The sequence below is a fragment of the Massilia sp. W12 genome, assembly GCF_037300705.1.
Taxonomy (GTDB): Bacteria; Pseudomonadota; Gammaproteobacteria; order Burkholderiales; family Burkholderiaceae_D; genus JACPVY01.
In genome coordinates this window covers 1,589,045-1,607,186 of record NZ_CP147776.1, presented here as the reverse complement: position 1 = coordinate 1,607,186, position 18,142 = coordinate 1,589,045, and the positions used below count along the sequence as shown (strand labels likewise).

At 57.5% G+C, this 18,142-nt stretch carries 6 protein-coding genes; 1 reads left to right on the top strand and 5 read right to left on the bottom strand.

What is annotated here, in order from left to right:
* Positions 1–81: 81 nt before the first annotated feature.
* From V8J88_RS06485 to V8J88_RS06465, 5 genes are all read right to left on the bottom strand, one after another.
* On the bottom strand, positions 82–849 hold the full coding sequence (locus V8J88_RS06485; protein WP_338848531.1) for an SDR family NAD(P)-dependent oxidoreductase: 768 nt from the start codon (positions 847–849) through the stop codon (positions 82–84).
* Entirely contained in the window at positions 846–3,947 is a 3,102-nt protein-coding gene (locus V8J88_RS06480) for a PfaD family polyunsaturated fatty acid/polyketide biosynthesis protein (RefSeq protein ID WP_338848530.1), read from the bottom strand. The genes V8J88_RS06485 and V8J88_RS06480 overlap by 4 nt, the downstream gene beginning before the upstream one ends.
* 2 nt (positions 3,948–3,949) lie before the next feature.
* A complete protein-coding gene (locus tag V8J88_RS06475) occupies positions 3,950–8,362 on the bottom strand; it encodes a beta-ketoacyl synthase N-terminal-like domain-containing protein (protein WP_338848529.1) in 4,413 nt (1,470 codons plus the stop codon).
* 144 nt (positions 8,363–8,506) lie between these two features.
* Positions 8,507–15,664, bottom strand: a complete 7,158-nt coding sequence (locus V8J88_RS06470) for an SDR family oxidoreductase (RefSeq protein ID WP_338848528.1) — start codon at positions 15,662–15,664, stop codon at positions 8,507–8,509.
* A 1,150-nt stretch (positions 15,665–16,814) separates the two neighbouring features.
* Entirely contained in the window at positions 16,815–17,006 is a 192-nt protein-coding gene (locus V8J88_RS06465; protein WP_338848527.1) for a hypothetical protein, read from the bottom strand.
* Between the two features lie 4 nt (positions 17,007–17,010).
* On the opposite strand from V8J88_RS06465, the gene V8J88_RS06460 reads away from it, so the two are divergent.
* Entirely contained in the window at positions 17,011–18,138 is a 1,128-nt protein-coding gene (locus V8J88_RS06460) for an FtsX-like permease family protein (RefSeq protein WP_338848525.1), read from the top strand.
* The last annotated feature ends 4 nt before the right edge of the window (positions 18,139–18,142 follow it).

Sequence of the window (18,142 nt, the reverse complement as noted above, 5' to 3'; positions counted from 1 at the left end):
GCCTGAGAGCCTGTCGGACTCAGAAAAAACCTGGCGCGCGGCGCAGATATTGCGCCGCGCAAGCCGGCTTTTCGCCCCCTGCTACAGCGTGCCGACCCGCATCCCGCCATCCATCGCAATCACGGCGGCATTCAGATAATTGGTTTTGCACGTCGCCAGGAAGGTGACGACTTCGGCCACATCGTCCGGCGTGCCCCAGCGCCCGACCGGAACAATCGACTTCACCAATTTGGCTTCATCGGCTGACATCTGCGCCTCTTCGTCAACGAATTTGTTGAGCATATTGGTCTTGCAAATGCCGGGCGCGACTGCTGTGACGCTGATATTCAAGGGGCCGAGTTCGCGCGCCCAGGATTCAGACGCTTTGATCAGGCCCGCTTTCGAGGCGGCATAGGCGGCCCCGCCTGCCGCACCCCAGATGCCGGCCACCGAGGCGATATTCACAATCCGCCCATACTTGTTTCTCGCCATATAGCGCGAGAATACGGCGGTGCAATTAAAGGCCCCGGTGAGATTGACGTCGATCACCTGGCGCGACAAATCGATGCTCTTTTCAGCGATGCAATAGGCGCGGCCGATAATGCCGGCGTTATTCACCAGTACGGTGATGACGCCATCCATAGACTGGCTGATCGCCTGCGCCGCCTGTTCGACACTGGCGGCGTCGGTGACATCCATCTCAAAGGTGGACAGACGCGGGTGCTGTTGCAGATGCGCGCGCAAGTCGTGCAAGGCTTGCGCGTTTAAATCTGTGGCCGCCACCGCATAGCCCACATCGAGCAATGCCTGGGTGATCGCAGCGCCGAAGCCGCCGCCGGCTCCGGTGACTACGGCTATTTGTTGCGTCACGCCGCCATCCCTTCTTTAAAAGTGATGTCGATGACTTGTTTGGCATTCGCCATCGCGTCATAGATGCGCTCTTCAAAGAAGCTCACGTCCGATTGGTTCATCAGCAAGTTGGAATACATACGCGACAGAGGCGAGAATTGAATCCCGTAGCGCTTGGAAATTTCGCGGATGATGATGTCGCAGAATTTCACCTTGTCGCTATAGCCTTCGGAGAAGTCAACCGGGGTTTCCTGGGAGTGATACACCAGGGCGGTCGGCATGCCCTGCACCACCAGCGGCAGATCATTGGCGTTGGCGGCTTGCACGAAGATGTCGGAGATTTGCTGGGTGAAGCCGGCCATGCGCTCGTAGCAACCCGGATCTTGTTCGATCAGATCGAAGGTGGCTTTGATGGCGGCCAGGCCGAGCGGATAACCGTTGAAGGTGCCGGCGTGAATCACTTTGCCGCGCGAATACAAATCCATGATGTCGCGCCGGCCTGCGATGGCCGAGATCGGCATTGAGCCGCCGCCCAGGGCTTTGCCGAAGGTGGACAAGTGCGGGGTCACGCCCAGAATGCCTTGCGCGCCGGACAGGCCAAGACGCACGCCGGTGATGATTTCATCAAAAATCAAGACGATATTGTATTTTTCGCAGATTTCTTTGGCGCGTTCCAGATACCCTTCGCGCGGCATGATGCCGCCGCCGTTAATACAAATCGGCTCCATCAGCACAGCGGCGATTTCGCCGTGGTAGCGCTCGATGGTGGCTTCCAGCGCTTGAATATCATTCCAGGGCAGCATGAAAGATTGGTCTTCCAGCAAGCTGCCGGAGCGGCCCAGGGTGTCTAACAAATCGCCTTTGAATTGTTCCGGCACCGGGAAGCTGAGGTCTTTCTTTTTGCGCCAGCCCATGATGTTATCGGCGTTGCCATGGTAGTGGCCGTGGAAGCGGATGAAGCGGTTTTTGCCGGTGAAGCCGCGCGCCAGACGCAAGGCGTTTTGCACCGCTTCCGTGCCGCTTAAGCAAAAGCGCACCATTTCCGCACAGGGAATGTGCTTGATCATTTGCGAGCAGACTTCGACTTCCAAGTCACAGGTGTCCACCGAGGTGACTTTTTCCATGTACTTGATGAGGGATTCGTTGTATTGCTGATTGTGATGACCAACGAACAGGGCGCCGAATTTGCAGAACAAATCCAGATGTTCATTGCCATCCAGATCCCATACGCGTGAGTTGCGGCCACGGTTGAAAGGAATCACCAGCGGGCGTTCCGGGTCGCCAAAGTTGTAATGCGTACCGCCTGGCAGCAAGTCCCAGCATTGTTTGTAGAAATCTTTTGATTTGGTCAGGGAGAGTTTGGTTTTTGCGTCCATTTTGATTACTGTCTCTTTCTGGTTGATAGATAAGTCTTGTGTTGATGAAGCAAGATTTGCTGCGCGGTGCTGTTGAGCCAATTCGGCTTCATCGCCATCCACCTCCGCGCCGGCTTCGGCGCGGGCTTGATAGCGACGCAACTGGTCTGGAATCAGCACACCCAGTTGCTGTAAGGTTTGTACCCGGCTCAGGTAGGCCGCGCCGGTCATCAATTGACAGGCGATATCCGCCACGCGGCGCTGTTCCACGGCTTCAAATACGCTGCCTTTGAGCCATTCATTGGCCGCGCCCATCGCCGCGCCGCACCAGATTTGATAATCCAGGGCAAACGCCGGGTCGCCGGCAATCGCCCAGCGCGAGGAGTTGCCCAGATACCATTGGAAAATCAAGGCCATCTTTTTCTTCGCGCTGGTCTTGGCGGCGGTAATCGGGGCCAGATTGCCGCGTGCGGCGAAGAAAGCTTCGGTTTCGGCCCAGACTTCGGCCACGGATTTTTTGAAGACGTTTTTTTCCAGGTTCGCCAGCTCTTCCGCCGGCACTTGTTCGATGCTGTCGTATTGCTTGTAGAGGCTGTAGAGTTTTTGCGCCCGCAGGGCGTACATCGTGCCGCCTTTGAGCACTTGCACCTTGGCCCCGAGTTCAAACATATCCGCCGATGGCGCCATGGCCACGTCTTGAATCGTGGCTTTGGCCAGCATGCGGCGCACTTGCAAAGAAGTGCCCGCTTCAACGCATGCCTGATTGATCGAGCCTGTCACCACAAACGCGGCCCCCATGGCAAACGCGGCCAGCACGGCATGCGGGCTGCCGATGCCGCCGGCGGCGCCGATCCGCACCGCCAGCGGGGCCAGACCTTGCGCCACACGCGCCTGGTTCAATTCATCGCGCAATTCGACGATGGAACGGAAGATGCAGCTCAGTACGCCGTTATCGGTATGCCCGCCGGAATCGCCTTCAACCGTAATATCATCGGCCATGGGCACGCGCGCGGCGAGGCTGGCCTGCTGCTCGGTGATCAAACCATCGGCCAATAATTGACGCACGATTTTTTCCGGCGCCGGTTTCAGGAAGTGCTGCGCCACTTCGCGCCGCGAGACCTTGGCGATGACGCGATGGCGGCGCAAAACAGTATCGTTCTCGCCCAGTTTCAAGCCGCTGAGGCGGTAATACACAATCGCCGGTGACAGATTGATGTAGGCCGAAGCTTCCACCACCTTCACGTCTTGCTCAATAAACAGCTTGGCGCACGCCATTTCCCAATCTGGCTGGCCGGGGTTGTGCAGCAGGTTGATGGCGTAAGGGCCATTCGGCAAGGCTTCTTTGATGCGGCGGATGGCACTGCGCACGCTTTCCACGCTCAAGCCGCCGGCGCCAAAGGAACTCAGGATCAGGCGCGAACCGAGCGCAATCACCATCTCTTCGGAAGCGATGCCGCCAGCCATTGCGCCGGCATAATAGGCAAAGCGCACGCCATATTCACGCAAGAAACTGGGGTCGCCGAAGGATTCCGGCGAGCAGGCCGGCAGCACGCCCAGACAGGCCACATGGCCATCCTGACTAATGCTGCCGCCAGCCTCCAGCACCACGCCCGAAGCATGCTCCAAGACATGCAAAGTCTTGTTCAGATCCGCTAAGGCGCTTTGGGCTTGGGCCATGCTTTGCGCTTGCAAGGCATGGCGCGCTTGCCATTTATAGGGGGCTTGCGCAAAGCGTGTCGCCACTCTTAATTTTAGTGAGTTCAAGTTTATACCTCGGAAAAGACGGTGGACGAAGGCACGGTGGCGGCGATGGTTTGGGTGGCGAAACCGGCGCCGAGCTTGTCGCACACGCCAATCACATTGCCGCGATAGATAATTTCCGCCAGGAACACCAAAGCCACTTTTTCCAGACGGCCATCAGCGAGATAGCTGCGCTGGATGGATTTACAGGTCAGGCGATAACGCAGGGTTTCGGCTTCACACTTCACTTCACCCCGGAATTTGGCGCTGTATTGGTGATCGGTAAGGGTGTGCGGCGTCAAGTGCGGCTGGGTGTACAGGCCCAGATAGCACAGATAAAACTTGACCAGCTGCTCACAGCCTTCCACCAGGAAGGTGCCGGGCATGACCGGATCGTTTTTGAAATGCGCCTGGAACACCCAGTGATTGGGATCGATATCCACTTCCCCCACCACTTCGCCCAAGCCAAACACGCCGCCATCCGCCTGCACTGAGACAACACGGTCTAACATTTTGGCCGCCGGCGCATACAGCGGCGCGGCATGCGGAGTGTGATAATCGGGGCCGAAGCAGCGCACAAAATCGCCCGCCTGCAAAGCCGCCAGATCTTGCGCATCAAACGCTGTTTTGCTGCAACGCAGGGGTGGCGTGAAGCTGTCTTTCGGCCCTGTCACTTTGAGGAAGGGCGCGGTGTTCACGGCTTTTGATTTTTCCAGATCTTTGAGCAGGAAGAAGCCCGAATTGGCTTCCAGCTTAAACACCAGACGCGTCCCGACATAGCACAGGAATTCATAGGTGATGAGGATGTTGCGGCCAACCCGCAGGAAGGATTTGATATCCACCCGGCCGCGCAGCACGTCGCCGGCGCGCGGCATCTCGCCATACACCGTGGTTTGGCTATCGACCGCGCGGTAACGCAATTCACCCTTGAATAATTGATCGCAACCAATCACGGTGAAGGCTACAATCATGGCGTGCGAAGACTCCAGCGCGACGAAGGCCGGCACGCGCTGATTGCAGATATACCAGGCGTCCGCCGGCAAATCACATTCCCATTCGACAAAGCATGGCTCCAGCTTGCCTTGTTGCGCTGACATTGCGGTAATGCGCGAAGCGAACATATACGGCGGCGATGGCATGCGGGTGCGGATTGGATAGCTGTCGGCTTCGGCGTAATCCGGCCCTAAGACCTTGGCCACGGAGCCATCGGTCAGCTCAATCAATTGCGCCAAGTCAAACAGCACCGGGCTGGCCGGCGCGGCTGGGCTGGCCGCCGGCGTCCCGTCCAGCTCGATGGCGCTGCCGGCGCTGACAAAGCCTTGCCACTCGCCTTCCATCATGTGCAGCATGCGCCGGTAAAACTGCTGCTCGGCTTGCAAATACTGCATCTGGGTTTGCGCATTGCGCAGGGCGGCGCGGTGGAAGGGATCAGCCATCACCAGTTCTGAGGCGACCTCTGGCATCAGCGGCGGCTCGGTGCTGTCAGTTTCCTGCGCGGCTGCAGGCTGGCTTTGCTTTTGCGCCTGATATTGCGCTTCATATGCGGCGGCGAATTCGTCTGCATTTGGCCCTTGTGTGCCAAACAGGGCGTAGTTGGCTGGATTAAGTATCATTTCTGGAATGGTTTGTTCGCGGCCGGTATAAACCGTGGTCAGCAAGCTCATGCCGCCGGCGTCGGTGGCGGAGTGCGCCGGCTTTGCCATTTGGCGCATGCTGGCGCTTGGTTCTTGCAACAGCAGATGGGCGTAGGCGCGATCAATTCCCAAGCTGTTTATCGCTGCACAGCGCAGACCGGTGGCCGGCGCCGGCCAGGCCTGGCTGGCATTTGCCGCATGCAAGAGGGTTTGTGCGCTTGCGCTGGCCGGCAGTTGCCAGCCGGCTGCCGCCGGCAACACGGCCTGATACAGGCAATGCGCGGTTTTGATGATGCCAAGCACGCCTTGGGCGGCGGCAAAATTGCCGTAATTGGCGCTGACTGAACCGATTGTGATCGCCTTGCCGCTGCGCGGCGCAGCATAAGCCGCCGCCAAACCGGCCAGTTCAGCCGCTTGCGCATCGTGCAGATTGGCGCCTGCTTCGATGTAATCGACATGCCCGGCGCAATCCGGCGCTTGTTCAAAAGCGCGCTGTGCGGCGCGCGCGACCACGCTTTCTTGCGGCGCAAATTGGCAATCCGCACCATTGTCATGTTCAATCGCCAAGGCGCGGATCACGGCATACACGCGATCTTGCGCTTGTTGCGCGTGGTCTTCACGTTTGAGCAGCATCACGCCGGCGCCGTCGCCAAAGCTGTTGGCATGGCCATCGGCGCGCGCATCGGCCCACAAGACGTTTTCAATGCCGCCGGCAAAGCTGCCGCCGGCCACAATCACGGCTTCCACCAATTCTTGCGCCAGCATGAATTGGGCTAATTCCAGCGCTTTGAAAGCGGCATTTTCATGGGAACCCAGGAAAAAGGCCGGGCCGTCGAGCTTCAGATGCGCCGCGATCCGGCTCGCCGCCACATTGCCAATGCCGCCGGTAATGCCTTCCGGATAGGGTTCCGGGAACATGCTGTCTTTGGCGATTTTTTCCAAGGCATCGACTTGCGCAGGCGTCAAGGTAATGCCGCAACGCGCCAAACTGTCGCGCACCTGCCAGGCCATTTCATTGCGCGCCTGATAGCGCAGGCAGCTGTAATCAATATCGCCGGCCACAATCACCGCGATATTGCGTTTTTTGCCATCGATCACATAACCGGCGTCATAAAATGCGCGCTCAGCGGTCGGCATCAAGGACAGATGCGCCAATAAATGGGTGCCGACGACTTTCGGCGGCAAGCGGAAGCGTTTGCAATCAAATTCAAATTTTTCCAGATAGCCGCCAACTGGCGCAGCCTGCAGGCCGCGCGCCGCCAGCAAATCGTGACGGCCTTCCAAGCCCAGCCAGCGGGTGCGCGGCAAGGCGCGCATGGCGCTGCGGCCGCTTTGCACGGTGTCGATAAAGCCCTGGTTTGAATCGGTGTCGGCCAGCAATACGGCAGTGCCGGTAATCGCCATATTCACAAATGGCTGCGCGGGCCGGGTTGCTGCCGGCGCGGCGGCGTGCGGATCATGTTCTGACAAAACCATATGCCCGTTGACGCCGCCAAAACCGAAGGCGTTAATCCCGGCCCGTTTCAAGCGCCCTTGCTGCGGCCAGGCGCTGCATTCACGCACAATGTGTTGAATGCCCAATTCGCCTTTTGGCGTGGGAACCATGTTTTGCACGTGCAGGGTCGGCGGAATCACGCCATGGCGCATCGCCAGCAAGACTTTCAAGGTGCTGGCCATGCCGGAGGCGGTCAGCATATGGCCGATATTGCCTTTATTGGCGCCGATCAGCGGGCGTTTGGCGCAGCCGGAGAAAAAGCTTTCCACCGAGGCCAATTCAACCTGGTCGCCCACCGGCGTACCGGTGGCGTGGCATTCCAGGTAATCGACATCACGCGCGATGCCCTCATAGGCGCGCTGCAAGGCCAGCAATTGGCCATTCACATCCGGCACCAGAATGTGTTTCGCGCCGCCATCGTTGGACAGGCCAATCGCTTCAATCACGCCATAAATCTGATCACCATCGCGCACTGCATCGCTATAGCGTTTCAAGGCGATTAAGCTGCTGCCCTCGCCTGCTTTCAAGCCTTGCGATTCGCGGTCAAACGGGGTCGATTCGCCATCGCCGGGGAAGGCTTGCAACACATTGAAACCATGGTCGATGTAGATGTGATCGGCGCGGCAGACAGCGCCGGCCAGCATCATATCGGCCTTGCCGGTTTGCAGGTAATAACTCGCCATTTGAATCGCATACAGCGCCGATGCGCAGGCCGCATCCAGCGCAAAGCACGGCCCGCCCAAACCCAGGGCTTGCGCGGCAATCGTGGCGTTATGGCTGACCGTTTTTAAATTCAACTCAGACAAGCCATCCGCTTGCCAAGTCGGGTGAAAATGAAAATCAGGACGCTCGATCAAGGTCTGCAAATAAGGCTCTAAGACTTGCTGATAAAAGCCATGCATGAGCTTTTTGCCGGCATGCGTGGGCATGCCGATATTGCCGATAATCAGGCCGCAGCGCGCCAGAACATCCGCGTGCGCCGGCGCGCCATAGCGGGTGTCTTGCAAGGCCTGCTGGGCGGCGTACAGAGTCCAGTGAAACAAAGGGTCGAGCGCCTGCAATTGCTCAGCCGGCAATTTGAAGCCCTCGGCATTGAATTGAAAATCGCGCACATGGCCGTTTTTGCTATAGCCGATTTTATCGGGCGTGCCAGCTTGCGGATGATGGTAGAGCGCAGGGTCGGCGTCTAAGTCGGTGCTGGACAATTCGCTGCAGCTGTCTATGCGTTGCAACAGATTACGCCAGTATTGCTCTGGCGTTTCGGCGCCGGGAAATAAGCAACCTAAACCAATAATAGCGATTTTTTCCATATTGCTTTCAAACCTTGATCTGGCCAATTTTGTGAGATGTGCGCGCGCCGGCCAGCCGCTGGCGGCGGGCATCTGCCCGCTGCCAGCGGACGCCAGGCGGCGCCTATCCGGGGTAATGTTTGGGTTGTGGTTGGTGTTGAATGATTAGACTGCGCTTTCGGTGGCTGCTTCGCATAACATCTGCCTGAGTTTTTTCGATACTGTAAAACCCAAACCTGTTAATTTGCTGAGCACTTGCCCGTCTTTGCCATACGCCAGCAGATTGACCAGCAGATTCGCTGCGCTGAGTGACACAACTTCCATCACCAGCTCAACGTCCTGCGCAAAGCCGCTGGGGCGATATTGCCGCCACTCGCCGATTTGCGAGGGCAAGCCGGCCAAGTCGGTTTGCAACATCAACCACAGCAGCGGCGTTTGCACAAACACATCGGCCAGATAGGGGTTGAAGGAATTGACCGCAAACTGTCCCTGCTTGGCGAGGCTGCTGGCGGCTAACTTGGCGCTGGCGCGCAATCCGGCCTGGTCAATCTTGCGCAAGACATGGATGCCGCGAAATGCCGGGCCATGGAACAATAAGCTGCCTTCCTGCATATCGCCGTACATGGCTGGCGTGCTGATCACGCTATTGCTGACCAGCGGCGCCGGCAAAGGCGCATCCGCTTGGCTGTCCGGCTGCAAGCTCAAGGTGATGCGGGCTTGATAACGCTGCAGCGCGCGCCCATTGAGCAGGTTGAAAATGCTGACATCAAACGTATGTCTGTCACCCGGCTTGGAATCCGCCACGCTGTCCGCCGCCACGCTCTTGATCTCGACCGTAAAGTCTTGCTGCTCCTGGCTGTCAAACACCACCCCTTTCAAGACGCGGAAGTCTTGCAGCTTTTCAAAGCGATAGCCTGGCAGCACATCTTCACACGCCTGCACCATCCAGCCGATAGCCGCCGTGGCTGGCAACACCGGCTTGCCATCCACCACATGATCATGCAGGAAAGGGTTATCTTGCAGCTGCAGGCGGCGCACAGAACGGTTGCCGGCGGCAAGCGTTTTTTGCTTGCGCGCCACTTTATAAGCGCCGCCGCCCACGATCACCTGCACTTCATCGGCGTATAAAAATTCGTCCACGAAGTAGCCGATGCCGGTCGGGGTCGGAATAATCGCCAGGCCGCGTTCTGCATAGGCGCGCTTGAGCACATCATTCACCATGCCGGTATCCCAAGGCCCCCAGTTGATGCTGCGCACAAACATCTGCGGGTACTGCGCTTTGAGCAGATAGGCGAATTTGTCCAGCACCTGGTTCGCCATGGCGTAGTCGGTTTGTCCCGCATTGCCGAAAAAGCCGGAGACCGAGGAAAACAAGACCATGTATTGCAGTTGCGCCGGATTCAAGGCGGCCAGAATGTTTTCCAGTCCGATCACCTTGGTCGCAAATACCGAGTTGAAGTCGGCTGCGGTTTTCTTTTCGATGCGCTTATCCGCCAGATTGCCCGCGCCATGAATCACGCCGGTCACCGGGCCTAAGCTTTGGCCGATGCTGGCCACCACGCGCGCCACATCTTGCGCGTCAGTAATATCGCAGGCGAAGTACATCGCGCGGCCGCCGGCCTGACGGATCAAGTTGACGGTTTGCTTGACTTCCAGCGTTTGCGCCACTTCGCGCAACATCTTATCGACCTTGACCGGGGTGATGGCTTCGCCCTGCTCTTTCAACCAGGCGATGGCGCGCACCTTGAGCGCCGCCGCATCAGTATTTCCCTCGGCCCAGGCCGGCAATGCCGCCTCAATCGAGGTGCGTCCCAATAAGGCGAAGCGGGCCGGATAACGTTGCGCCATGGCGATCACACATTGGGCGGTAATGCCACGCCCGCCGCCGGTGACTAAAAACACATTGTTGGATTCGATGCGCGTTTGCGGCGCATAGAAATTGCCCAGGCGTTTTTGGAAACCAATCGTCATGCGTGCGCCTTGTGCGCTGCGCCCCACTTCGGCGATGTCGGTGCGGCTGTCAGCCAATTCTTCCAACAGCATCTGCGCCGCCTGCGCTTTGCTGCAGGCGGGGTCGAGATCAACGCTGCGGCAAAACACGCCGCTCCACTCAATCCCCAGCGATTTGCTTAAACCGCTCATGCCTGCTTGCAAAGCTGGATAGCTGTTTTTTTGCGCCATGCCCAACTCGCCATCGAGTTGGCTGACGCAGAAAAAGTACTGCTGATTGCCTTGACTGGCTTGATTTGCCGCAAAACCCGCTTGCAGCAACTTGGCCAGGCAAAACACCGCCAGCGCGGTTTGGTAGTGCCGCCCGGTATCGAGCAGGGACTGGGCCGGGCTGGCGACGCGCACGGCTTGAGATTGCGCCGGACTGATGTGAATCAAGCCGCCGATGCTGCCATGCGCCGCAGTGATTTTTGCCAACACGCTTTGCAAGGCTTGTTCATCGGCGCTCTCCACGCGGTACTGCGGCACACCCGGCAAACCCGGGCGTGCGGCAGCATGCGCCGCTGCCTGCCAGCCCGGTTGCAGACGTACTGCCTTCTGTCCCCGGGCCAACAGCAATTGAATAACTTCATCGCTCAAACCCTGCAAATCGTCCGTCACCAGCCAAATTTGACCAGCGGCAAGGTTGAGGACGGTTTGATCAGGTTTGGGCAAACTGATTTTTTGCGCCTGAAACCGGAAAATGGTTTCAGACGCAGTTGTCTCTGCATCACTGACAAGTGAACGCTGAGCCGGGGCAGATGCAATATCCCGCGACTCAGCTGAAGATTTTTTTGCTGCCTGATCCTCCTGCGCTGCGGCGGCCTTGCGTGAACTGGTAACGACGCCGATCTTGCGCAGTGGGGGCGCACTTGCCTGTGGGGTTTCGACAATGGCGATGCTGGGCGCGGCTTCAGGCGCAGGCGCAGCGGCTTGCACTGGCGCTGCAGCTTCGGCGGGCGCAGCCACACCACCGCTTTTCAGTTTGGCCAGCAATTCGGCGATGGTGTCTTCAAAGAAGTTCGCCATACGCAAAATGGTGCTGAAAGCGTCAATGTCGAAGGTTTCCATTTCTTTGTGTTCTTCGGCATTCTGGAATTGCGGCACCGAGGTGGCCAAGGCGTCAAACATGGCGCCCAGAATTTCCAAACGCTTGATCGAGTCAATCCCCAAATCGGATTCCAGATCCATGTTTTCGTTAATCATGTCCGCCGGATAGCCGGTGCGGTCGCTAACGATTTCGATCAGTTGACGCACCAGATCGGCTTGCGTGAGCGCTTCAAAACGCGCGATCGTGGCTAAGTCTTCGGCACTCAATTCAACTGCCGGCGCACTTACCGCAGCCGGGGCCGGGGCCACAGCGGGTGCAGGTGCGGGTGCGGGAGCGGCGGCAAGCGCTGCAGCGGGCAATTCTTGCACGCTGGCCTTCGGCGCCTGAACCGGTGCAAACGCTGCGGCGGGTGCGGCCGGGGCGGCTTGTGCGGCCGGCGCGGCGGGTGCGGCTTGCACGGCTGGAGCAAGCGGGGCGACGGGGGCGACGGGGGCGACGGGCGCAACAGGGGCGGCAGCTGCCACAGGTTTTGCCGGCTCAAACGCCGGCGCAGCCTGGCTGACCGCCGGCAGCGCTACCGGCGCGCGTTGCGCAATGCGCGCGCTCATGCCGCCTGCGCTGCGCAGGGGACGGGCCGCCACATTACCGAGCATTGACTGTTGATTTTCAAAATAATGCTCGTGGTTCAAGTGGTACATCTCTTGATTTTTGTCCAGCAATTGCAAGCTTTGGCTCAAGCTGCCAACCACATCTTGCAATTGATGGCTGTCATGGAATTTCTCTAACAGTGAGAATTGCTTGCTCACCAGGTTATTCAGAAATTGAATGTAGTCTTTTTGGTTCAGTTGGAATTGTTGATGTACCTGACTCAGCACATTCTGTGCATGAATCTGAGCGTCCAAGACGCTCAGCACATCATTCTCGGGATTACCGTTTTGCATCATTACCTCTCTATGAAAAGCATGGTGCGGAGATGTCTCCGTCATACCGGTTTGTACTAAATGTTGCCCTGCCACTGCTGGTTCGCCACTGGCCTTGTGAATTGCCAATTGCGCTACTGCTTTTGCTTCTTGTTCGGCCTTTTGTTCGGCCTGTTGCTGTGCTGCTTTGCTTTCGTAAGCGCGCTTAACGGCTTCGGCGGCTTGCAATACTTCCGCCACTTTGCGCTGCGCTTCGGCCTCGGCTTGTTTGGCGCTGGCAAGCAACTGCGCCATTTCCCCGGCTTTCGCTGTTTCGAGTTCTTGCTTGATTTGTGCGACCTGGCTGGCGACCTGGCTGGCGACTTCTTTTGCGATTTGCGCAGGGTCCGGCGCAGGCGCGGCCTGGTTTGCGGCGCCCGGCAAGGCGCCAGCGCGATGCTTGGCCAAAAATTCTTGCACCGTGCTGGTATCCAGACGCAAGGCGCGTTCGCGTTTTGCTTTGGCCTTGCTGGACAGGAAGAAACCGCCGCGCATGGTGAAGGTGAGCGCTTTTTTCTTCGGCGCAGCCACAGGCAAGTCGGCAAGTTGCGGATCAAAGCTGGCAAAGGGCACGCCTTCCACCGCCAACTTGGCTATGGCGCGCTTGAATTGCAGGGCTTCCTCACCATTCGCGCCCGGATTAAGGGACACGACGGTATGCGGCTTGCCCTTCAAAATATCGGCTACCAATTTGCTCAAAATGCCTTTCGGCCCCATTTCCACAAACACGCGCCCGCCTTCGGCGTAGATGCGTTCAATCGTTTCTGTAAAGCGCACCGGGCTGATCAATTGGCTGATCAAAGACGCCGCAATCTCTTGCGGCTGCCGGCTGTGGCGCTCTGCGGTGGCGGAAGAGAACACCGCTGCCGTTGGCGCGGCAAATTTGATCTTGGCCAGGCTTTGCTGGAATGGCGCGCAGGCATGGCGCACATATTCGGTGTGGAATGCGGCGGCGACCGGCAAAATCTGGCTGCGCACATGTTTTGCCGCCAGTTTGGCTTGCAAGTCGTGAATCGCCGCCGTCGCGCCGCCAAACACGAGTTGCTGTGGCGAGTTGTCGTTGGCTATCACCACCCCGGGGCATTGCGCCAAGATTTCCAGCGCCGCCTGTTTGCTGATCGAGGCCGCCAGCATGGCGCCGGCTTCGGCTGCGCTGCTGGGCGCTTCGATGGCGGCGCCGCGCGCAAAGGAAACCTGGCAGAAGGCTTGATCGTCAAGCACGCCAGCCGCCCACAACGCTGTCACTTCGCCATAGCTGTGTCCCGCCATAAAGTCAGCGCGCAGGCCCATGCTTTGCAAAATACGGTAGTAGCCGGCGCTCAGTGCGCCAATCGCCGGTTGCGCCCGGCTGCTGCGTGTCAGCTCGCGCATTTGCTGCGCTTCTTCCTCTGCGCTGAAAACCGGCACAGGGTAGATTGTGGCTGACAATGGCGGCAGACCAAGCGCCGCCGCCTGCTTGTCCATGCCTTGCACGACTTGACGCATTTGCGGGTAATCGCCGACCAGGGCGCGTCCCATATTCACGTATTGCGCGCCCTGCCCCGGGAATAAGGCCACGACTTGACCATCCAATGGCTGCGCGGCTGCTTTGAAATAAATCCCTTGCGGATGCTCCCATGCCGGGCTGTTATTGCTGCCCAATTGCTGAATGGCAAGCGTGAGGGAAGCGCGCGCTTGCTCCACATTGGAGGCGACAAAAGACAGGCGCGCCGCTTTTGCGTCGATTTTCGCGCTGGCGTTTTCCTGTTGATGCATACGCCATTGCAAAGCCCCATCCGGGCCGTTGAAGGCGCTCAATTTGCTCTCGCACAGGGTGCGCAATTCAGCAACCGTCGGCGCGTGCAGCCACACCACTTCCGGGCGTTGATTCAGACGGAATTTGCCCTGCGGTTCTGCGCTGTATTCTTCCAAAATGGCATGGTAGTTGGTGCCGCCAAAACCAAACGCGCTCAAGGCGGCGCGGCGCGGCGCCCCATTCACAGGGGCAAACCATGGCCGGCTTTCGACATTCACGTAGAACGGCCCGCCATCGCTGACCAGATCGGTGCTCGGTTGTTTGACGTTAATCGTCGGCGGCAAGACTTTGTGAAACAGGCCTAAGGCGACTTTCATCATCGACGCCGCGCCGGCGGCGCAGCGGGTATGGCCGATTTGCGATTTGACACTGCCAATCGCGACCGAGGCCGGCGGCAGATTGCAGGCTTCGTAAATTGCGCGCAGGCTCTTGATTTCGGTCTTATCGCCGGAAGCAGTGCCGGTGCCATGCGCTTCGACCAGTTGAATATCGGCTGGCGTCACATTCGCACGTTCATAGGCGCGTTGCATGGCTTTGACCTGGCCTTCAAAACGCGGCGCGAAAATGCTCTTGGCGCGGCCGTCGCTGGAGGCTTGCAAGGATTTAATCACCGCGTAAATCCGGTCGCCGTCCCGTTCCGCATCGGCCAGACGTTTCAAGACCAGGAAACCAACGCCATCGCCCAACATCATGCCGTCTGAGTCGTCATCAAAGGGACGTGACATATTGCTCTTCGAGAGCGCCGGGGTTTTACTGAAGCAGAGGAAGGAGAAGACGGAGTTTTCCAGATTCACGCCGCCGGTCAGCACCACATCGCAGCTGCCATCGGCCAATTCGCCCATCGCGGCTTTAATCGCCGCCAGACTGCTGGCGCATGCCGCATCCACCATGTAGGAAGTGCCGCCCAAGTCGAAATAGCTGGCGATCCGGCCACAGGCGACATTGCCCAGGAAGCCCGGGAAGCTGTCCTCGGTCCAGTCAAGATACAGATTATTGGCGCGCTCGATGATGTCGTCGGCCACGGCTTCGCTCAAGCCGGAGTTGAGCATAATCTTTTTCAGGTAAGGCGCTTGCTGTCTTGAACCCAGGGAAAAAGAGGTATTGCCATTGCCGGCGCCGCCCAGAATCACGCCGACTTTATCGCGATTCACCGGCAGTTGATTGTCGCCAAATAAACGGGCGTCAATCATGGCCTGTTTGGCGACATACAGGGCAAAAATCTGTGCGCTGCAAATCGAATCGAGCATCATCGGCGGCACTTTGAATTCGACCGGATCGAATTCAATTTCAGGCACAAAGCCGGCTTTGTAGCCGTAAGTTTTATCGACTGCAGTGGGATCGGGATCGTAGAAGTCTGCTTTACGCCAGTACTCCCCGCCATCCATCGTATCGACGTCCACAATCGAGTCTTTTTTGTTGACCACATTGGTCCAAAACTCATACAGCGTTGCCGCATCTGGAAAATGGCTGGCCATGCCGACGATGGCGATATCAGCGGCCGCGCTGTGATTCCTTTGCTCCTTGTACATAATCAATTTCCTTGGTTAAAGCTAGATTTATTTAACTATAAGCACTGCCAGCACAAACACTTATTGTTCCAATCGCAGATGCACAGCCGACAAACGTCCCGTCGCGACGCAAGCGACAGACCTTCTTGCGCGATAGCGCGCAACCGGGCCTGCGTGCAGGCAAACAAAATTGAACAAAAATGGCTAGCGGTGGACTCAGCAGCGCCACAGATCATGCGTGATCCTGGCCTGCGTGGAATACTTTGCCTGGCTGAATAATGTATTAGCTACGAATGCCATCGGAATTGCCCGACCAGAGACATTCTTTTGTATTTAATACGATCGTAAAACATTTTGAAACAATGAAATACCACTTCCAGCTAAAGCGCTTAAGGGAATGCTGATTGAATCAGATAGCAACTTCGCACCCTTATGTAAATCAATGACTTATCCGGCCTGGCTTGCTGCAAAACCTGATGCTTCAACACTTTCAATACTGAGCGGATGTGACCACTTGCCATTACAGATTAAATGCCATTGCAGCAAACCATAATATGCAGTGAAACATCAAAACAAACCTCAGCCCGGCAGCAAACCAGGTAAAAATAAAGTCTCTCAGTCAGGGACATTGCTTCCCGCAGCATGCCGCACTGCAACAGACTTTATCAGGGCATACCGTTCAGCATATTAATCGGTGTTTCTTTCTGGAATATTACAGAGACTTCCCCCGATTTCCGCCAAACTTTTGCCCAGCCAATGCCCAGCCCTCAGAGTCGCATCAAGCGTGCCCGGGAAAAGCATCAGCAATTGACAAAAATTTTTTTAAATTCAGTCACTTAGCCGAATCCACCACAATCCGCGCCAAACCCGCAAGCAAATGGGAGCTGGCTGAAATGCAATCTCAAAAGAAACAATCAGTGCAAGAAACTTGCTTTCCGACTTGATTGACTGGCGGCAATGTCAAAGAGCATGGTTTATCGCTGCGCAACTTTCCAGCATTGCCGGAAAAACGGCAGATAATACCTTACATAGCTTTGAGCAAAGAATGAAATGCTTCCATTGAAAACATTGCTGAGCCGATTGTAGCGAATTGGGGGCTTCGATCTTTTTTTATCCTACAGCATCGAAAAAAAAATTGTCAAGCAGAAATCCGCACATTCAAACGCAATAGTTATCTTTTTCCTAAAATCCCCTGTGCGGTGCGCTGCGCAGCGAAATTCCATATCCGTGCCGCGCTCAGGAAACCCTCAGCTTTAATTGGCATAATGCGCCGCAATTCATCGTGGAGTTCATCAAATGTCCCCCCTTCTATTTTCCAGCCCAGGCGCGCCTGCTGCTTTAACACGTCAATTGCACCGCTCATAACTATGGTTTCGATCGCCCGTGCCGCCCTGATTTACGAGTGGCGCCGCTTTTTGCCGGCGGCGCTGGCGGTCGCTTTCGCCGGTTTGCTGGTGCAGGTTCAGTTGAGCCTGCTGTTGGGCATGTTCAGCTCAATCTCGGTGTATATCGACCGTTCCAGCGCGGATTTGTGGGTTGGCTATCCGGGAACCCAAAGCGTGGATTTGGCGCGCCCGATTCCCGGCAAGATCAGCAATCATCTGCGCATGCATCCGGAAGTGAGTGCGGTGGAGCGTTTTACCTGGACGGTCGGCGACTGGAAACGTCCGCAAGGGGGCAAATTAAGCGCCGTCCTGATCGGTATTGATCCGTCCCCGGACGCGATGACATTCGCCTACTTGCTGACGCCGGAATTGCGCCAATTATTGAACGAGCCGGGCAATGTGCTGGTCGATATTGCTGACCTGGAAAAACTCGGCGTGGCGGTTGGCGATTACACCGAAGTACTGGGCCGCCGGGTGCGTGTGGCCGGCACGGTGAATGGCATGCGCTCGATGGGCGGGGCGAATGTTTTGACCTCCTTAAGCACTGCGCGCCGCATTGATCCCTATCTGCGGCGCGACACCACCGACTATTTTTTGCTCCGTCTGCACCATCCCAGCCAGGCGGAAGCGGTGCGCGACGCACTGCAGCCGACCGGTTCATTTAAACAGTTTCAGGTATGGACGGCTGAAGAATTTTCGATTCAATCGCAAGCTTACTGGCTGTTTGAGTCTGGCGCCGGGGCTGGTTTTCTGTTCTCTTCCGCGCTCGGCTTGCTGGTGGGGATTGTGATTACCAGCCAAACCCTGATGGGCGCCATCGTTGCCGCATTGCGTGAATACGCCACCTTGCGCGCGCTCGGCGTTTCCTCAGGTTCACTGCGGGCGGTGGTGTTGGAGCAGTCGTTTTGGGTAGGGATGGCCGGCCAGGTGATCACCTTTGCGGTGGGCGCGGTGCTGGTGATGTTGGCGCGCGCCGCCCATGTTTCGCTGGAGTTGCCGATCTGGGGTTGTATCGCCACCGCTGTGCTGGTGCTGAGCATTGCGCTGTTGTCCGGCCTTGCCGCGCTGCGCGCGCTGAATCAGGCTGAACCCTTTACCTTATTGCGCTGATTCG

What these genes read in the sequence shown, in the direction of transcription:
- V8J88_RS06465 (WP_338848527.1), bottom strand. Translation starts at nt 17,006, where the DNA reads ATGAGCGGTGCAATTGACGTGTTAAAGCAGCAGGCGCGCCTGGGCTGG.
- V8J88_RS06470 (WP_338848528.1), bottom strand. Translation starts at nt 15,664, where the DNA reads ATGTACAAGGAGCAAAGGAATCACAGCGCGGCCGCTGATATCGCCATC.
- V8J88_RS06460 (WP_338848525.1), top strand. Translation starts at nt 17,011, where the DNA reads ATGGTTTCGATCGCCCGTGCCGCCCTGATTTACGAGTGGCGCCGCTTT.
- V8J88_RS06475 (WP_338848529.1), bottom strand. Translation starts at nt 8,362, where the DNA reads ATGGAAAAAATCGCTATTATTGGTTTAGGTTGCTTATTTCCCGGCGCC.